Genomic DNA, 18,717 nt, shown 5'->3' with positions numbered 1-18,717 from the left:
TTATAACTTCATACAAATAAAAAGCCCTCCTCTAACAAAGGAGAGCTGAGTTATTTCATAGTTGGTTCATAACGTTCTGTAAGCCATGTTCTGTTCCTTTGTACTACAAACGGCCCACGCCTCGTACTCCGGTGGCAATCATCTATCTACAGGTTATAAAACCTGTCCTTTCCCGTCGTTCATTTCCTTGGAAAAGATTCCCCTACCATTATTTGGGTTTCTCGCTCGTGGGGTTTACCTCGTTCCACTCCTATCATTTCTTCAAGGACTTCGTCACTGTGGCACTTTAAAGGTAGTCAAACCATATCCGAAAGGACTTAGGTTTTTTCCCTGCCGTTAAACCAGCATTACAGCCAGAATACCCTAGCTTATGAATTGGCTAGGCACGAACACTACAGCCATCTCAGGCCGTGCGAGCATGGACTTTCCTCTACAACGTTGGCGTTGCAGCGATTACCCAAACGTTATGACATCCATTAGTATAGTGGAAACAAAAAGATTTTGCAACGTTTTTTTCTATGTAAAATGCTTAAACCTTTTCCCACCTTACATCATTCGTATAACTTACTTCCAAATACAGCTTTTTCTAAGTTAGATAAGCGTTTTAAAATATCCGTATTCGTGTTGTTATAAACTGGTTGTGCAACTGGTGTTTGTACAGGTTGTTGTGGAACTTGCGTTACTGCTAGTTTTTGTTCCTCTAATTCACGCTTTAAACGAGCATTTTGTTGCTTTAATTGCTCAAACTCTTTGTGGAAAGCTTCATAGTCTTTAATGATCATATCAAGAAACTTGTCTACTTCTTCTTGCTGATAACCTCTCATACCTGTTTTAAATTCTTTTTCTAAAATATCTTTCGCTGTTAATTTAATTTTATCCGAAATCATTTTCTTCACCTCAAATTTTTACCAAAACTTTCATTAACTAAATTTTTTCAGAAACAATGCTTTTTGTCAATCATATATACGAGTACTATATTACATATTTACTCTGCATTATTCCACTGTTCCTCTTCTATTATATCTTGTAAATCAGAAAAAAGAATGAAATAACTGTGATAATTTTCTATTTCTCCTTTTTTCTTTGCTGCTTCTACAATATATTTGGGACTTCCTGGTTTTTCTTCATCGTATACCGCTAAAAGCGCATCACTTTTTTCAATAAAAAATTGATTTTTTAATTTAAATTGCTCTGGACTTTCATACTTCCGTTTCGTGATACTATCAACATGGTCTGCTTGAGAAAGGATAAATTCATAATATTCACGATTATCTTCTTTCCAATTTTCTTCTTGTTCTAAAAACGGAGTGAATACCGCTAATTTTAAATCTGGATATTCTACTTGCATTTCAAAAACAACTTCAGCAGCCCATAATTCTACACCTAATTGGCCACTTATTATAACCCACTCTAAACCATCTTCTACAAAATTGGTTAATTTACGGTGTAACGCTTTCTTTATACACTCCACCCCTGGATGATCATTTTTAAATATTCCAAGTTCAAATGGCTTATATCCTGTTACTGCAATAACTTTCATATCAACACTCCAATTACAAAAAAAGAACTAGCATTTCGCTAGTTCTAACATATCATTTACTTTTTAAACATTCCACCAACGTTTGGTCCGATATTTGGACCGAATGGTGATACGTTTGGTCCAATATTCGGTCCGAATGGTGATACGTTTGGTCCAAACGGAGATACATTTGGTCCTGGACCAAATGGTGATACGTGATGTCCATGATGTCCATGATGACCATGGCCACACGGTCCACATCCGCCGCCGAATCCTGGGTCGATTGGGTCCACAACATTTACATTTGAATTTGTTTGCGGGAAGAAGTTTTGGTTTTTAATTTGTTGATGATGTACATGTGTTGTATGTGTTGGGAAAATGTGTGGCACCACCGTTGTTGAAAAAGAGTGTGTTACGCATTGTTTCGTCGGATGAATGACAGGAGCAGTCGTACAAATAGGTCCTGTAGGCTTATGCCCTCCAAAGCAAGGATGACAATGATGCATAGTTTTTTCTCTCCTCTCTCGTTAAAAAAATCTGATTACACTTTACAGTATGAGAAAAGAGAGAAAGCCGTTTGTTATATATACCCATTTATTACAAGGAAATTTGTCTAGTCCTTTATTTCATTTACATTGTTTTTATAGACAATCCTTCAACATCACTTACCAAAAAAGCCTCCAACTTGCTTTACAATACCTGTCACTTGATTCATCGCATTCATCATTTGTCCAGCTGTATTCATCATTTTATTTACATCATAGTTACCATCTGATGTTTTAAATTGAGAAACAAAACTAGAAAACTGGCTTGGCTGTGGTTGCTTTTGCTTACCCTGCGTCGGGTACGGTTGTTTTGGTGGATAAAACATCGCTTGTTGATTAGCATACGGCGATGGTGGTGGCATATAATATTGCGAATTCATATAAGGCTGCTGCTGTGGTTGATTCATGTATGGTTGCTGAGCTTGTGATTGTTGAGCTTGATTCACATAAGGTTGCTGCTGTTGTGGTTGTTGAGCTTGATTCATAAAGGACACTTCAAACGGTTGATAATAATTTTGATTTCCATAATAAGGCTCGAAAGGATACATATTATACCGTAAATATGTATCCGTATTATATTGGTACATATTTTGCTGTGCATATGGATTCGTTTGCTGATATACGTTAGGTTGTTGAAACATGCATTCTCTCCTCCTTCACATAAGTTTCTACATATATAATATGTACCTATAAAATAATATGTGTGATGGAATATATGTCTATTTTTGTCGGAAGTTTAAATTTTTAAAAAATTAAAAAAGAAAACCCTTCCATGCTATGATAATTAAGAAGAAGATTCTCATGGGGGAGGAATCAACATGGTATTAGGGGATTTAAAACAAGCGTTTTCTCAAAAAAAGGGGTATTGCACAGAGAATGCAAATGAATTATTAGACTTTGCGAGACATTGGTATCTCGAAGGAAAAATATGCATATCAGATTATCGAACATTAATAAAAGAATTAGAAATAAACGGCGCAACAAAACCTACAACAATGACAGAAGCATAAAAATAACAAGAGGGCTCTCCCTCTTGTTATTTACATTGCTCAACTATATTTTGCAAAGTATACGAAATGGCTTGGTGTGTTTCAAAGAATCGTTTACCTTTACCTTTATTTACAAAGCATTGCAACACATTCGTTTGTAAATTATCGTATACTTGATCAATTTGCTGTACATGTATATACTTTGGCTTTTCTTCTTTAATCCACGTATAAGCTAGTTCTTTCCACTTCTTTAATTCCTCATCTACCATATCTACAAACGGTTTCATATCCTTATAAAAGTCGTATTCAGTTAGTTCTCTTTTTTTTACATTCGCTTCATTATTATACTGCATGAGTTTTTCTGAAGACTGTATTAATGCTTCATTCTTCATTTCTTTCCCACCTTATTATGCACTCACTACGACGGTTTGAAATGTCTTCACCCAATTCCCTTTTTCTTCGTGATGCACTAATTTATTTTCCATATGTTCAATATGCATTTCTGTTATTTCTATCTTATTACATATTTTTTCACTCGCATCCTTTAATGCATGATTCATTCTAATCCCTATATTCATTTCCAGCAAATCGAGAGAACTTAACATTTGATCCATTTTTTTCATTACATCTTCCTTCTGAACCATCGCCATATACAAAACGCCTCCTTCTTTGCTTTTCCTTTGTCATGTAATTTCGCCGAATGATTCACCACTCCTGCCCACATGACAAAACTAGTTGTTATTCGTCAAAGAAATCATTTCGTATGTCATTTATAGAAATGGTAACAATACAAAAAGGAGGTGTATTACAATGGCAAAGAACAAAAATGAAAAAAAGAAAAACCAAAACAAACAACAAAATAAACCCGAGACTGGCAATCCAAAGCTAGATGGTCCAAACTTCCCTGCTACATAAAGCGAGACTTTATTACGAACATTTAAATTTCAAATCATCCTTAATCTCCTACTAGCATTACGTTTTGAAATTAAAGTTGTAGCACGCATAGCAGGATTTTTTCAAATTAAGAAGTCCCGTCTTCAAAATGGAAGACGGGACTTCTTTTTTATTATATCATGAACTCATCGATCCTTTTAGCAAAACGGTTTACGATAGATAGCCTATAGATTTGTTCTCTCTTTCTTCTATACCATTCTGTTATATTAACTTCCCCTTTAGGTTCTTCAAGTACAAATAACACATTCATTTTCATATTTGCACAAAACCAATCTCTCATTTTTATTTCTTCATGTAAAATAACAGGATAAATATCTCTAAGTGTTGGCGTATAAGACTTTCGAGTTTCCTTTGCGTAAACTTCATAATCTTCTCTAGACCCAGTATGTGTAGTTTGCAGTGCAAACTTATAAAACGAACCATTATAAATTGGATGAAACAATAACCATGCTAATTTTTTTCCTAGTTCTATACGCTTTTGTAACGTTTCAAATTGATAAACCGAAAACCCATACATTCTCCCTTCAATTGTTGGGAAGATAACTGCACTAATATGAAGTCTTTCTTGTACTTTAAAAAGTGCAGTATGGAATACATGTTTTTTAAAATATGTGTTCTCAATGACTGGTTTTTGAATTTTATTTTGTTCATTTATAATAAGCGCTGTCATAAGTCTATTCATATCTCTTCTTTCCCAGAAAAGTAACCATTCTTTTTCCATAAAAATTGATACATTGAAGTATTGCAACAAATGAAAGAGAGGTGCATGTCTCTTCTTACTTTCCTCATACAATAATAGCTGAGGAAATGCATCTAAAAAAATAATCCAATTAGCCTGTTCGTACAGAAGAAATAAATGTTTTTTTACCGTTCTAGGTAAAACAGTAGCATAATATCTCCCTTCTAAATCAGTCATATTCCAGCCCGCATTTCTCGAAACCATACTCGCTAAAAAGGCCCACCTGATTTCACTATTTCTTAAATAATATTCTTGATAAGATTGTGTCCGAGAAATATTGTCCACATTAGCTATTTCTGTTTTCTTTTTAATATTGTGAATGATTGCTTTTTCTTCCTCTATACAAAAATTTTTTTCTCGATTTTGTTTAATTTTCATATAATCATTCCATGTAAACATAAATAAGTCATCATACCTTTCATCAAAAAGGTCACATCTTTTTTCATTTTTTGATATAATCACCTTTGTAAGTAATTCTTAGCAAGTTGGGGGTGGACACACTATGACCATTCGTTACCCAAATGGAAAAAGGTATAATCAAGCTTCACAACCTCAAAAAACACCTATAAAAACACATACTTATAGTAATAGAGGTATGTCCCTTGAAGAGGAATTGAATGAAACAAATCAATATTACTTAACCCATAATATTGCATGTGTACATAAAAAGCCTACACCTCTTCAAATTGTAAAAGTAGATTACCCCGCTCGAAGTGCTGCAGTGGTAAAAGAAGCGTATTTTAAACAACCTTCTACAACAGATTACAACGGTGTATACAAAGGGAAATACATCGATTTTGAAGCAAAGGAAACCAAAAATAAAACTAGTTTCCCACTTCAAAACTTCCACCTTCATCAAATTGAACATATGAAGCAAGTGGTTGCTCATAATGGAATTGCATTTGTTATTATTAAATTTACACTTTTTGATGAATTTTATTTACTAGATGCAAAACATATTATTGCATTTTGGAATCGTCAAAATACTGGTGGACGCAAGTCGATTACGAAAGAAGAAATAGAAGAGCATGGATCCTTATTATCATGCGGTTATCACCCTCGGATTGACTATATCCGTGTACTAGACATGGTTTATTTTTCGTGATAGAGTCATCACTAAGGCTCTTTTTTCGACTTTTGGGGGAGAGAATGAAAGGTAGGAGAAAGTATAATGTCAGATAATTATCGTTCTCGTACAGAACGAAATCATGTGAAAAATCAAGAGAAAAAAACACATAAAGAAGAAAAACCAAAGAAAAAAGGCTCCTTTTTCAAGAAATTCCTTATAGGTTGTCTACTTCTTGGTATCGTTGGTCTTGTAGCCGGCGTTTCCGCTTTCTTTGTTATGGTAAAGGACGCTCCAAAATTAGACAAATCCAAACTTGTTAATCCTTTATCAACAAAGTTTCTCGATAAAAACGGAAATTTCTTTTATGAATACGGTGCTGAAAAACGAACACATGTTACTTATGATCAAATTCCAAAAGTAGTTGAAAATGCATTTCTTGCAACTGAGGATTCGCGTTTCTATGATCATAATGGAATTGATTTTAAACGAACTACAAAAGCAGTTATGGAAAATGTCACTGGTGGTTTCGGTTCCCAAGGTGGTAGTACGATTACACAGCAAGTCGTTAAAAACTACTTTCTAACGATGGACAAAACTGCTAAAAGAAAAGTGCAAGAATGGTACTTATCTTACAAATTAGAGCAACAATACTCTAAACATGAGATTTTAGAAATGTACTTAAATAAGATTAATTTAGGTAACCGTTCATACGGTATTGCGACAGCAGCGCAAAAATATTATGGTAAAGATTTAAAAGACTTGCAATTACATGAAGCTGCTATGCTCGCTGGTTTACCCCAAGGTCCAAACATTTATGATCCAACAAAAAAAGAAAATGTTGAACGAGCAACAAATCGTCGTAATGTCGTATTATCATTAATGAATCGACATGGTTATATAACAAAAGAAGAAATGAATAACGCCGTTAAGATTCCAGTAACTGAGGGCCTTCAACCGTCTTCAGAAGTAACTGAGATGAAGTATCAAGCATTTTTAGATGCGGTTGTAAAAGAAGTTGAAAAAGAATATCCTGATGTAAATATCGGTTCAGATGGTTTAACGATTCATACAACACTTGATCAAGATGCTCAAGATTACGCCGACAAAATTATGGATGGCAATCTTATTAAGTATCCGGACGATCAATTCCAAGGGTCATTCGTATTTATGGATACACAGTCTGGAGAAGTTCGAGCAATTGGTGCTGGACGTAAAGAAAGTAAGTCTACTTTCAAAGGTCATAATATGGCAACTGATTTAAAACGCCAAGTTGGTTCAACAATGAAACCAATTTTCGACTACGGTCCGGCAATTGAAAATTTACAATGGTCTACATACCATCAATTAAACGACTCAGAGTATACGTATTCCAATGGTAAGAAAATACAAAATGCAACAAAGAGTTACAAAGGTGACGTTTCACTACGTGAAGCTTTGAAAAAGTCATTAAACATTCCAGCTTTAAAGACAGCACAAACAGTTGGTCTTAATAAGTCAAAAGAATTTGCTGAAGGTTTAGGCATGACCTTTAAAGAAGGAAAAGTCTACGAATCAACAGCAATCGGTAGTAACGATAGTTCTCCATTAGAAGTAGCAGGTGCATATGCAACCTTTGGTAATAGTGGTAACTATAATAAACCACACTTCGTAAAAGAAGTAACCTTCCCGGACGGGAAAAAGAAAAGCTTTAAACCGAAAGAACATCGCGCAATGCAAGACTATACAGCTTATATGGTTACTGACGTTCTTCGTGACGTAGTAAAACCTGGTTCTGGTGGTACAGGTCCAACAGCATACGTTTCAGGTGTTGACGTAGCAGGTAAAACAGGAACACAAAACTTTGATGAATCAGTTCTTCAAAAATATGACATCCCAGCTGATGCAAACAGAGATAGCTGGTTTGCTGGATATACGCCACAATACACAATGGCTGTTTGGACCGGTTACGAAAAAGATGGTCCAAAAAATTATGTTAGCGATCGCTCCACTAGAATTGCACAGCAAATGTTCCAAGTAATGATGAGCAAATTCGCTACAGATAAATCACGCTTTGAACGTCCTTCTTCTGTACAAGAAATAAACGGAGAGTTATACGTAAAAGGTGCGAAAAAAGATGCAATTAAACAAATTAAAGTAGATGCCCCTAGTGGTCTGAATGTCACTTTTGATGGCGCTAGCACAGTTACACTAAACTGGTCTGGACCAGCAGAAGTTGATGCATATGCAGCCAGCTATAAAGCAACTGACGGTTCAAGTGGTAGCCTATCAATAAGTGGTACGACAGCTACTCTTGGTGGTATTAAACCAGGTGTTACTTACAGCTTCTCTGTAGTAGCGAAAAAAGGTACTGGCACAAGCCCAGCAGTTGGTGCATCCTTCACTGCGCCTGGCGGAACTCCAGATGCAAAAAAAGCTGAAGAAGAGGCTAAGAAAAAGGCCGATGAAGAAGCTAAGAAAAAAGCTGATGAGGAAGCCCAGAAAAAGGCTAATGAAGATAAAGTAAAACAAGACGAAACTAAGAAAAAGGCTGAAGAAGAGGCTAAGAAACAACAAGAACAGCAACAGCAAGAACAACAACGTAAACAGCAAGAAGAAGCTCAAAAGAAAGCTGATGAGGAAGCTAGAAGGAAAGCTGAAGAAGAAGCTAAGAAAAAAGCTGAAGAAGAAGCTAAGAAGAAAGCTGAAGAAGAGGCCAAGAAAAAAGCTGAAGAAGAGGCTAAGAAACAACAAGAACAGCAACACCAAAATCCCGGAGGAGATACACCTCACGCAGACGGTGCTGTTGTTACAACAGAGTCCTAATATACAAAAAAAGAAGTCCGTTTCTCTTAACGAGAAGCGGACTTCTTTTTTGTTATCATTTTCTTTACATACAGCTTTTCTATTTCGATATACAACTGCGCTAATTGAATATAAGAATGATAATTACTCGGTTTCTTTATAATGAATGAATATCTTTCCATAAAATTAACAGGTTGCACTTTTAATTTATTCGTATTTATTTGCATTTCATTTAAACTATGAACAGGTTGTTCATTTAGCCAATAGACAACCGATAACAAGTGAGCTGAAAAAAGAATCATTGGTCCCTCAGCCTCTTGCTTATTTCTATTTCGAAACAGTATAGCAATGTCTTCATGCTTATTTTTCCATACATTCAACATCACTGGAATGCTGTTTTCAATTTCCTTCCATGGCTCATACTGTCTTTCAATATCAAATATAAAGTAAGTATTTTGTATTATCTCTTCAAAAGAATTGTCTGTATGATACTTAATTAAATTTACACTTTCTTTAAAAAATGGTAAACAGTGAAATTCTTTCGGTATTTCTATAACTCGTTCCATCCTTTATTTCACCTTCATTCGCTTCTTTCCTTCACGACATACTTCTAACAGTCTGCATTCCTCACATTGCGGTCGTTGTGCTTTACAATGATAACGTCCAAAGAAAATCATACGATGATGTGTAACTCCCCACTCATCCATTGGTACTTTCTTCATTAATGTTTTTTCTACTTCTAACACAGAGTCTTTCCATCTACACATAGCTAATCGTTTACTCACTCGCTCCACATGTGTATCAACAGCAATTGCCGGAATTCCAAACGCTACGGAAACTACAACATTCGCTGTTTTCCTTCCTACACCTGGTAATTTCGTAAGTTCATCTCGATCGTTCGGTACTTCTCCATTATAGTCATCTAATAACATTCGGCATAATTTTTGAATGTTTTTTGCTTTATTTCTATACAATCCGATAGAGCGTATATCTTGTTGTAATTCTTCTAGAGAAACACTTAAATAATCTTCTGGTGTTTTATATTTTTGAAATAAATTTCTTGTCACTTTATTTACAAGTACATCCGTACATTGTGCAGATAACGCCACCGCGATTACAAGTTCAAATGGATTATCATGAACCAATTCACAATGTGCTTCTGGATACATATCCGCCATTGTGTCTAAACAATAACGGATTTGCGTTTTGTTAAGCATATTTTTCCTCCTATATTACTGCTCCAACCAATTATAAAAAGGCACTTTTCCAGTAAATTTCGTCTCTTGTTTTGTCATTTGTTGTGCCCTTTGTTGATTCGCTCTAAATTTTTGACCTTGATTTTGAGCCTGATCTACCGTTTTAATTCCATTCTTTTTCCACTCAAATAAAATACGATCAATATATCGGAAATTTAGTTTTCCACTCATTACAGCTTCTCTAAGAGCCGCTTGAATTAAATTTGGATGATGTTGATCTTGGTCCTCCCACATCCCTAACGTTTCACATTCGAACGGCGAAAGTGGTCTTCCAAATTCTTTTTCAAATACTGTATATAAATTTACTTGTAGCTGTTTTTTTTCTTTTTGCTCTTCCTCTATTGATTCATCCATTAAGAAATGTAATATTTTTTCCCATAACGGTTGTAAAGAATAACTTTCGCACATCATCGCTTCTGATCTTTGTCCACCTTCTAGTGATAAAAAACCTTTTTGAATCAACGTCTGAATTACTTCCATACATTTCATTTCCGTTATCGTCATCCGTTCAGAAATCTCTGAAGGAGTCGGAAACGAATTACCTGATTCTAAAAATGTGTGTACATGAAGTACAACCATAAATTCCGTCTCATTTAAACCTAATTTTTTATAATGCATCATAAGCAATTTTGGAATTGCAATGCTTCCCTGCTCAAACCACTGTAACATCATTTTCTTTTTCATCACCAAACACCTCGCTCTCTAGTATAACACACCTTTAGCTATTTCTTTTTGCCACAATCCGTCAAAAAAACCTCCCCATTAATAGGGAGGTTTTTTATATTACATGAATGAAATATAAAATTAAGCTTGCACTTTACTTTTCATAAATGTATGGATGCGCTCTAATGCTTTCTCTACTTGTTCAAGAGATGTCGCATATGATAAACGAACATTATTTGGAGCACCAAATCCTGTACCTGGTACAAGAGCCACTTTTTCCTCTTCTAATAGAGCTTTTGCCCAATCATCAACTGTTGCATATCCTGATAAAGCTACAGCTTCTTTTACGTTAGGGAATAAGTAAAATGCCCCTTGCGGTTTAATACAAGTAAAGCCAGGGATTTGAATTAATTTATCATAAATGATGTTTAATCTCTCTTCAAAGGCTTGACGCATTGTTTCCACAGGTTCTTGTGAGCCTGCATATGCCGCAATTGCGCCGTATTGAGCGATTGAAGTAGGGTTTGACGTACTATGACTCGCTAAATTCGTCATTGCTTTAATAAGCTGCTTATTTCCTGCAGCATATCCAATACGCCATCCTGTCATAGAATGAGATTTAGATACACCATTAATAATAAGTGTTTGTTCTTTTAATGCATTAGAAAGCTGGGCAATTGAAGTATATTCTACGCCACCATAAATTAATTTTTCATAAATTTCATCAGAAACGATTAAAATATCATGTTCTAAACATACTTCTCCAAGCTGTTGTAATTCTTCTTTGCTATAAATCATTCCTGTTGGATTGCTCGGTGAATTAATAATAACTGCTTTCGTTTTCTCTGTAATTGCCTCACGCAGCTGCTTTGCTGTAATTTTGTACTCATTGTCTTCTAAACCTTCTACATAAACCGGCTTACCGCCAGCAAGCTTTACTTGCTCTGGATAGCTTACCCAGTAAGGAGTTGGGATGATAACTTCATCTCCCTCATCAAGTAATACTTGGAATAATGTATATAATGCATGCTTTGCACCATTACATACAATAATTTCAGATGGATCATACGCAATACCTTGATCGCGAGTAAATTTCTTCACAATTTCTTGTTTTAACGATTGTAATCCACCTGTTGGTGTATACTTCGTATGCCCTTCTAACATCGCTTTATGTGCAGCATCCATAATATGCTCTGGTGTATTAAAGTCAGGTTCCCCTGCCCCTAATCCAATTACATCATGACCCTCTGCTTTTAATGCTTGTGCCTTTGCTGTAATTTCTAAAGTTGAAGACGGTGTTAAAGCAGCTACTCGCTTTGCTAATTTCATTTGTAGTTCCCCCTACATCTATTTTTCAATGCTATATCGTCTTAAAAATTTTCCATCTTTAAATTCAAGATAGTAATAACTATAACGATTGTCATCATCAATATATGTAACTTCCCATAGTGGTACATCATTTTCAAAGCCTAATTTCACTTTCATAATCTCTTTCGGCTTACTTTTTGATTCCTTACTTTCATTGCCGACTTGCTCTATTGTTCTTTGTATAGCCTCTTTTTCAGAAATACCTTCGCTCTTTTTCCTTACTACAGTATCCCCTTTTTTCTCAGGCACCCAAACGATAAGTTGTTCTCCCTTTTCATCTGTACCTTGCACGACTATATATGCAGATTTTCCGTTGTAATAATCAACAGATTTCACCTTTGTAAGCTTTGCTTTTTCTTTAGCAATTTCTACAAATTTCGACTCTTTTGGAATTTTCTTTCCCATCGCTTTATTATAAACATACGCCCCATATATTCCGCTAGCAACGATAACAATAATGATTGCAAAGATCCACTTTTTCATTGTATCACTACGTTCTGTAAATCGTAAATACAGCTGTTTCTTTATCTTTTTCGTCTAATGCTAGTCCGAACATGAGGTCCTGCTCTTTTAACGTACGATTTAAACTATCAACAATTTTATACAAATCCGACGAATATTTAATACGCGTCGTTGATAGTACTTCGATTTTCTTATCCATGAAAAAACTCCTCCGTTACACAAAAATTTCTAATTATAGAAGAACGCAATGCGGTTACAATAAGAGTACATTCTTTACAACCCCTGCTTCATCACCCATCTATTATAGCAGGACATGTACAGCAAAAAAAGGTTTCAAGTCGAAAACCAACACATTTTGTATACAAGAAGTAAGAAAAATAAAATTCCTCCTACCCACATTTTTTACGCCTGAAGTTTATAAGTACTTCAGGCGTATTTTTCTTCCATTTTTATTCATTTGATGGTTCTTCTAATTGTACTAACAATTCTTCTAATGGTCCTTCATAAAGAGGTACGTTAGGAATCGATTGTAGAAATCGTTTTCCATAGGAAGAACTCGTCAAACGACGATCTAACACTACTACCGTTCCTGTATCTGTATTCGTTCGAATTAAGCGGCCGAATCCTTGTTTGAAACGTAATATTGCTTGTGGGAGCGCTAATTTAGCGAATACATCTTCACCTTGATTTTTTAGCCACTCACCTTTCGCTTCCATCATCGGCTGATGAGGAGGTGTAAATGGTAGACGGACTATAACAAGACAACTTAAGGCATCTCCAGGAATATCTATTCCTTCCCAGAAACTGCTCGTCCCTAATAAAATTGATTTGTCGAACTCTTGAAACTTTCGAATTAAGCGGCTTCGACTTCTATTATTCACACTTTGGGTGAGTAATAAATAACCCTCTAATTCATCATTATTTTTTAAATTCGCATACGCTTCTTTTAACATTTCATACGAAGTGAATAAAACGAGCATTCTGCCTTTTGTGGCTTTTGCTATCTTTGCAATATGTTCCGATACAGATTCAATATATCGCTCATTACTTACTTGCTTAATAAAAGGTACATCCGTTGAAACCATTAATTTCATCTGTTCATCATAACGAAATGGTGACGGAACCTTTAAAGTATTTGGAGCGAAATCATGTAAACCAAGTTCCTCTTTTATATAATCAAACGTATCGTTAACTGTTAGTGTTGCGGATGTAAAAATAACACTCTTTTTTTCTGTTAAAAATTCATCAGCAAATCTTTCACCAATATGGACAGGCTGTGCGTATAGAACTGTTGAATGAATCGTCCCTTTCGTTTCAGTCTCCATCCAAGTTACATACGAATTCTTTTCTAATACGAGTAACTGTAATGATTCTGCCATCTTTCTCAGCAACTCAATTAAATGCATAAATTCACCTGTTACAACATGCATCTCCCATTCTAACTTACTTTGCAATATATCCACTTGCTTCTCAAGAGCAGTTACTACCCTTCTTAATTCATATATAAAACGATTTGTTAATTCGACGATACTATCCCACAACTTACCTTTTTCTAGTTCTGCGTTATACCTATAGATGAGCGGCATATTATTCGTTCCTTGCTCTTGCTTTGTTTGTTTAAATATAAAAGTACGTAACATTTGGAAGAGTTCATCCGCATCAAACTTAAGTTCCTTCAAACTATAACTTATCATACGGAAAGTTGAACGAGATGCTTGCTCTGATTTTTTCATCATTTTATATACTTTGGAGAGTACATCTTCTGTTTCTAGCGTCCCAAGACGAGATATAACCAATTGAAAATACATACAAGAGAACTGTTCACCCAATGTTCTACTCGCAGCTTCTTCAATATGGTGAGCTTCATCAAAAATAATATGTTCGCATGAAGCAAACAACGGTTCTTCACTTGAAAAATCTTGAAATAATAACGCATGATTTGTAATAACGATATCTGCAAATAAAGCTTTATTCTTCGCTCGCTGATAAAAACAACGACTAAACCAATTACTTTGCATACCGCCTGGACTATACGCATCGCTACAAATACGATTCCAAAGTAACTTTCCGCCCTCAGGAATATTTAATTCGTCTCGATCACCTGTTTCAGTTTGCAATAGCCAAACTAAAATCTTCGCCTTCGTAAGTGCCATATCATAATTTTTTTCTTCCTCTTGCAAAGCATACTCAAATTTATGTAAGCATAAATAATGCTTTCTTCCTTTTAGAAGAGCTGCCTCAAATGAAAATGGCATTATTTTTTGTAATAACGGAATTTCTTTTTCTAATATTTGTTGTTGGAGTTGTACCGTTTGTGTACTTATAATGACAGGTTCTTCTTTTCTCTTTGCAAAATAAAGACTAGGAAGCAAATAAGCAAGAGTCTTTCCTGTTCCTGTACCCGCTTCAATTAGTGAAAAACGAGAATCTCTTAACGCCGTATATATCTCTTTCATCATCAGTTGTTGACTTTCTCTTCTTTCAAACTTTGGCATATGTGATTCCAATTTATCCATCGTTTTATTCAAGAAAGCATCAAACTTTGATGAACACGTTTCTCCAAGGTTTAAGGAATAGTTCCGCTTTTTCAGCGCAATATTTCGATGTATTTCATACTCCGCTATATCTTCTTTACCGTGCATTACTTTCTTTAAAATATTTTCAGAAAGCACATCAGCTATATCGCTTTGGAACACATCACTTAATTCATAAAGCGATTGCAACGTGACAAGTGGTAACTTTTCAATTTTATTTAAAAATTGTAAAAATAATTCCGCTGTTGCAAGAGCATCACTATCCGCACGATGTGGTTGATCGTGCTCTAGTTCATGCTTCTTAGCTAAATCACGTAATTTATAACTATCGGCTGTCGGCAAAAGAATTTGAGCCAATTCAACCGTGTCGATTTTCGGACAATGTATTTCTGTATATCCAGCTTGCCTTAATTCTTCATTTAAAAAATTCCAATCAAAGTGAACATTATGCGCAACGAAAGCCGCACCTTGTAATAGCTCAACAATCATCGGGGCTACATCTTGAAATAACGGGGCTTGTTTTACAAGACTTTCATCAATCCCTGTTAATTCTGTAATAAATGGTGGGATCTCTCTCTTTGGGTTAACAAAAGACGAAAAAATCTCCAATATCTCTCCATCTTCTACTACAACAGCTGCAATTTGGGTAATTTTATCCTTCCCATCTTTCCAGGAGTTCCCTGTCGTCTCTAAATCAACAACGACATAACGCTTACTCATATATGTAACACCTCAATTTCTTACCTTTCAAACAACAATAATTTATATAATGTTACTATACCACGTTTTATCTCATCTTAATGAAAAGATGCACAAAAAAGCTATCTCCGCAATGGAGATAGCCTTTCTACTTATAATATCGTACCCGCTTTTTCAGCACCTAACATTTCAATAATTTGATTATTATCGTCTAATACTGCAATTTTTGGTTCTTGTTTATGAATCTCTTCTTCCGTAACTAGCCCATAACAAATAATAATTACTTTGTCCCCTGGTTGTACAAGCCTTGCCGCAGCACCGTTTAAACAAACAACACCACTACCGCGTTCCCCTTTAATAACGTATGTCTCTAAGCGAGCACCATTATTATTATTTACAATTTGGACTTTTTCGTTTTCTACAATATTTACTGCATCCATTAAGTCTTCATCAATTGTAATACTACCTACATAATTTAAATTTGCCTCCGTTACAGTTGCACGATGTAACTTTGCTCTCATCATTGTGCGAAACATAGATGCTCCCCCTTATTTAACTGTTAATGTTATATTGTCAATTAATCTTACATTTTCAAACTTAACTGCAATAGCTAAAATGATTCTTCCTTTGACTTTCTCTACCATTGTTAATGACGGATATGCATATAAATCTGCATAATCTACAGTGCCTTTCGTATGCGTCTCAATATACTCTTTCACAAGATTTGTAATGATTTCGGGATTACGTTCACCTGCCTCAATTCTTTCTTTCGCTATACATAGGCTGCGGTATAAATGAAGAGCTTCTTCACGTTCATCTTGTGATAGGTACACGTTACGAGAACTTTTCGCTAAACCATCTTCTTCCCTTACAATATCAACTGGTACGATTGTAACTGGAATATTGAAATCAGTTACAAACCCTTCAATTACTGCAACTTGTTGAGCATCTTTCATACCGAAATAAGCACGCTTTGGCAGCGTAATATTAAATAGTTTCATTAGTACAGTTGCAACACCAGCAAAATGACCAGGTCTTTGTTGACCGCATAATACGTCCGTGCGCTTCACAACTTCTACCGTTGTTGTTTGTTCTGCTGGATACATTTCTTCTACACTCGGATAAAATAAATAATCTACACCGTTTTCTTTTGCTACATTTTCATCTCTATCAATATCACGAGGATATCGATCTAAATCTTCATTTGGGCCAAATTGTAGTGGGTTTACAAATACACTTAAAACTACAGTTTCATTTTCTTCTCTTGCCTTACGTAATAAAGTAGCATGGCCTTCATGTAAATAACCCATTGTTGGAACAAAACCAATACTCTTTCCACTTGCACGAAGTTCGCTCGTAATTTGCTGCATCTCTTGCACTGTAGTTACGATTTTCATTATTGTTTTCCTCCATATAACGCTAAGCATTCTTCCTCTTTCATTGTGAACGAATGTTTTTCTTCAGGAAATTGCCTTGTCTTTACTTCAGTAACATATTGTGAAATCCCACGCACAATCTCCTCTTGAACAGACGTATATTGCTTCACAAATTTCGGAACACGATTTACGCCGTATGAGATAAGATCATGATAAACAAGCACTTGCCCATCTACTTTTTGTCCTGCGCCAATCCCAATTGTCGGTATTGTTAGTTGCTCTGAAATAAGTTCTGCTAACTGCATTGGTACACATTCTAACACAAGTGCTATTGCACCAGCTTCTTCACATTTCTTTGCATCTTCTATTAATTTTTTTGCACTCTCCGCATCTTTTCCTTGCACTTTATATCCACCCAACACTCCTACAGATTGAGGGGTTAAACCTAAATGCGCTACAACAGGAATTCCTGCGTTCGTCAAATATTGAATCGTCGATATAACTTCTCCAGCACCTTCTACCTTCAGTGCGTGTGCCCCGCTCTCTTGAACGATGCGGCGTGCATTCACCATCGTTTCTTGTAATGATACGTGATACGACATAAATGGCATATCAGTTACAATAAACGTCTCTTTCGCTCCGCGGCGTACAGCTTTCGTATGATGAATCATATCCTCTACTGTTACAGGTACTGTTGAATCGTATCCGAGTACAACCATTCCAAGAGAATCTCCAACTAGAATCATATCAACTTCAGCTTCTTCTGCTAATTTAGCAGATGGATAATCATACGCCGTTAGCATTGTAATCGGCTCACCTTGCTCTTTCATCTTCAAAAAATCTGTTTTTGTTTTCAAAAACTACTCCTCCTTTATGCAGGAGAGAGGAGATGGCCGAAATCATATAAAAAAACCCCTCTGGCCATAAAAGGGCAGAAGGGTTGTGTGTTAGTCGGCATTATTCATCCCTCTGTCCCAGTCCGTTATTGGATCAAGGCAGAATCCAAGTTATTATTTTTCGTATGACTTCGAATCATGGTGCAGTTCGCTCTGATACTGCCCACATTCGAACTAATTATAGCAAACTACAAAAAGGAATTACTACATTTTTTCGAAAAAATAATTTTTTATTCTTATTACGGTATATGAAATTTAACACGAGAGTATATATGCTATACAGTTTTTATGGATAATTCAATCCTGAAAAGATACATGTTTTTTCAACGCATGTTAAAAAAGTCCAAGTTAATTTTTTCTGTAATCAATTTAACTATATAGTATAACTCTTAAACTAATGATGCAGGTTAATTGAGGAAAGTACTTAACAAAGGAGAATTGCAGATGTCTATGAACAGGTGGTTATTTCGATTCAGCAGTTTGCTTGTAATGATTGTATGGTGGATGTCTTTAGGATCCTCCCAAGTATTTGCCTCAGTTCATGTCGTAACACAACCCACCGATTTAACGAAAGTGATTGAGGTTGAACTAAATGATGATTACTTTAATCCAAATGTCATCACGATTCCGCTTGAAGGATCAACAACATTACTATTGAAAAATAAAGGTAAAAACGAGCACACCTTTACAGTGAAAAAACTCGGTATTGACGTCGTAGTCCAGTCAGGAAAAGAAAAGAATATTACCGTGAAACCTAAAAATACTGGTACATATGAATTAATATGTCGATACCATCTTCTTAAAGGAATGACAGGCAAAGTAATCGTCAAATAACATGCCAGGTCAACTCGACGGAAGCTATTTTGA

22 protein-coding genes and 1 other RNA gene are annotated in these 18,717 nt (G+C 35.5%); 5 read left to right on the top strand and 18 right to left on the bottom strand.

Features of this window, described 5'->3' with window-relative positions; genetic code table 11:
- Positions 1 to 74: 74 nt before the first annotated feature.
- The 5 genes from rnpB to HFD78_RS03695 form a co-directional block, all read right to left on the bottom strand.
- An RNA gene (gene rnpB, locus HFD78_RS03715) (RNase P RNA component class B) lies at positions 75 to 465 on the bottom strand.
- 86 nt (positions 466 to 551) lie between these two features.
- Positions 552 to 887: a cell division regulator GpsB gene (gpsB, locus tag HFD78_RS03710; RefSeq protein WP_000622431.1), complete on the bottom strand. Its 336-nt coding sequence runs from the start codon at positions 885 to 887 to the stop codon at positions 552 to 554.
- A 98-nt stretch (positions 888 to 985) separates the two neighbouring features.
- Positions 986 to 1,540 (bottom strand): SLOG family protein, encoded by a 555-nt coding sequence (locus HFD78_RS03705; RefSeq protein ID WP_000862914.1) that lies wholly within the window; start codon positions 1,538 to 1,540, stop codon positions 986 to 988.
- 56 nt (positions 1,541 to 1,596) lie between these two features.
- Positions 1,597 to 2,025: a CotD family spore coat protein gene (locus tag HFD78_RS03700; RefSeq protein WP_000546268.1), complete on the bottom strand. Its 429-nt coding sequence runs from the start codon at positions 2,023 to 2,025 to the stop codon at positions 1,597 to 1,599.
- A gap of 155 nt (positions 2,026 to 2,180) precedes the next feature.
- Entirely contained in the window at positions 2,181 to 2,705 is a 525-nt protein-coding gene (locus HFD78_RS03695) for a YppG family protein (RefSeq protein ID WP_097862910.1), read from the bottom strand.
- A 177-nt stretch (positions 2,706 to 2,882) separates the two neighbouring features.
- Between HFD78_RS03695 and HFD78_RS03690 the strand changes: the two genes are divergently transcribed.
- Positions 2,883 to 3,074, top strand: a complete 192-nt coding sequence (locus HFD78_RS03690) for a YppF family protein (RefSeq protein WP_000242652.1) — start codon at positions 2,883 to 2,885, stop codon at positions 3,072 to 3,074.
- 26 nt (positions 3,075 to 3,100) lie between these two features.
- On the opposite strand, the gene HFD78_RS03685 is transcribed toward HFD78_RS03690, so the two are convergent.
- Entirely contained in the window at positions 3,101 to 3,445 is a 345-nt protein-coding gene (locus HFD78_RS03685) for a YppE family protein (protein WP_000786940.1), read from the bottom strand.
- 15 nt (positions 3,446 to 3,460) lie between these two features.
- Positions 3,461 to 3,703, bottom strand: coding sequence for a hypothetical protein (locus HFD78_RS03680; protein ID WP_070757132.1), 243 nt, complete (start codon positions 3,701 to 3,703; stop codon positions 3,461 to 3,463).
- An 85-nt stretch (positions 3,704 to 3,788) separates the two neighbouring features.
- Between HFD78_RS03680 and HFD78_RS29915 the strand changes: the two genes are divergently transcribed.
- The gene (locus tag HFD78_RS29915) at positions 3,789 to 3,968 is read left to right on the top strand and encodes a hypothetical protein (RefSeq protein WP_001987054.1); all 180 of its coding nucleotides are present in this window, start codon (positions 3,789 to 3,791) and stop codon (positions 3,966 to 3,968) included.
- A gap of 151 nt (positions 3,969 to 4,119) precedes the next feature.
- Here HFD78_RS29915 and HFD78_RS03675 read toward each other — a convergent pair whose 3' ends face one another.
- Positions 4,120 to 5,145 (bottom strand): DUF2515 domain-containing protein, encoded by a 1,026-nt coding sequence (locus tag HFD78_RS03675; protein ID WP_000495650.1) that lies wholly within the window; start codon positions 5,143 to 5,145, stop codon positions 4,120 to 4,122.
- A gap of 103 nt (positions 5,146 to 5,248) precedes the next feature.
- Here HFD78_RS03675 and recU point away from each other — a divergent pair, with 103 nt between their 5' ends.
- On the top strand, positions 5,249 to 5,851 hold the full coding sequence (recU, locus tag HFD78_RS03670; RefSeq protein ID WP_000155598.1) for a Holliday junction resolvase RecU: 603 nt from the start codon (positions 5,249 to 5,251) through the stop codon (positions 5,849 to 5,851).
- Positions 5,852 to 5,917: 66 nt separating this feature from the next.
- Positions 5,918 to 8,617, top strand: coding sequence for a PBP1A family penicillin-binding protein (locus tag HFD78_RS03665; RefSeq protein WP_001283100.1), 2,700 nt, complete (start codon positions 5,918 to 5,920; stop codon positions 8,615 to 8,617).
- Positions 8,618 to 8,643: 26 nt separating this feature from the next.
- Here the strand turns inward: HFD78_RS03665 and HFD78_RS03660 are convergent, their stop codons facing one another.
- The 10 genes from HFD78_RS03660 to panB form a co-directional block, all read right to left on the bottom strand.
- A complete protein-coding gene (locus HFD78_RS03660) occupies positions 8,644 to 9,162 on the bottom strand; it encodes a YpoC family protein (RefSeq protein ID WP_000442653.1) in 519 nt (172 codons plus the stop codon).
- A gap of 3 nt (positions 9,163 to 9,165) precedes the next feature.
- Positions 9,166 to 9,813: an endonuclease III gene (gene nth, locus HFD78_RS03655; protein ID WP_000933034.1), complete on the bottom strand. Its 648-nt coding sequence runs from the start codon at positions 9,811 to 9,813 to the stop codon at positions 9,166 to 9,168.
- 15 nt (positions 9,814 to 9,828) lie between these two features.
- The gene (gene dnaD / locus HFD78_RS03650; RefSeq protein WP_000728552.1) at positions 9,829 to 10,536 is read right to left on the bottom strand and encodes a DNA replication protein DnaD; all 708 of its coding nucleotides are present in this window, start codon (positions 10,534 to 10,536) and stop codon (positions 9,829 to 9,831) included.
- A 120-nt stretch (positions 10,537 to 10,656) separates the two neighbouring features.
- On the bottom strand, positions 10,657 to 11,844 hold the full coding sequence (gene aspB / locus HFD78_RS03645) for an aspartate transaminase AspB (RefSeq protein ID WP_000761571.1): 1,188 nt from the start codon (positions 11,842 to 11,844) through the stop codon (positions 10,657 to 10,659).
- Positions 11,845 to 11,862: 18 nt separating this feature from the next.
- Entirely contained in the window at positions 11,863 to 12,366 is a 504-nt protein-coding gene (locus tag HFD78_RS03640) for a cell wall elongation regulator TseB-like domain-containing protein (protein ID WP_000758739.1), read from the bottom strand.
- A 7-nt stretch (positions 12,367 to 12,373) separates the two neighbouring features.
- Positions 12,374 to 12,544, bottom strand: a complete 171-nt coding sequence (locus HFD78_RS03635) for a YpmA family protein (protein WP_000358352.1) — start codon at positions 12,542 to 12,544, stop codon at positions 12,374 to 12,376.
- A gap of 250 nt (positions 12,545 to 12,794) precedes the next feature.
- On the bottom strand, positions 12,795 to 15,599 hold the full coding sequence (gene dinG, locus HFD78_RS03630) for an ATP-dependent DNA helicase DinG (RefSeq protein WP_097862909.1): 2,805 nt from the start codon (positions 15,597 to 15,599) through the stop codon (positions 12,795 to 12,797).
- A gap of 131 nt (positions 15,600 to 15,730) precedes the next feature.
- Complete coding sequence (gene panD, locus HFD78_RS03625; RefSeq protein ID WP_000490182.1) at positions 15,731 to 16,114, bottom strand: aspartate 1-decarboxylase; 384 nt, start codon at positions 16,112 to 16,114, stop codon at positions 15,731 to 15,733.
- A 12-nt stretch (positions 16,115 to 16,126) separates the two neighbouring features.
- Positions 16,127 to 16,975: a pantoate--beta-alanine ligase gene (gene panC, locus HFD78_RS03620; protein WP_000707027.1), complete on the bottom strand. Its 849-nt coding sequence runs from the start codon at positions 16,973 to 16,975 to the stop codon at positions 16,127 to 16,129.
- Entirely contained in the window at positions 16,975 to 17,811 is an 837-nt protein-coding gene (gene panB / locus HFD78_RS03615; protein WP_000851108.1) for a 3-methyl-2-oxobutanoate hydroxymethyltransferase, read from the bottom strand. The genes panC and panB overlap by 1 nt, the downstream gene beginning before the upstream one ends.
- 483 nt (positions 17,812 to 18,294) lie before the next feature.
- Between panB and HFD78_RS03610 the strand changes: the two genes are divergently transcribed.
- A complete protein-coding gene (locus HFD78_RS03610) occupies positions 18,295 to 18,684 on the top strand; it encodes a cupredoxin domain-containing protein (protein ID WP_000062393.1) in 390 nt (129 codons plus the stop codon).
- Positions 18,685 to 18,717 lie beyond the last annotated feature (33 nt).

It is taken from the genome of Bacillus sp. EKM501B (assembly GCF_011800505.1).
Classification (GTDB): Bacteria; Bacillota; Bacilli; order Bacillales; family Bacillaceae_G; genus Bacillus_A; species Bacillus_A cereus.
The sequence above is the reverse complement of the archived record's forward strand: the minus strand, read 5'-3'. Positions and strand labels throughout refer to the sequence as shown.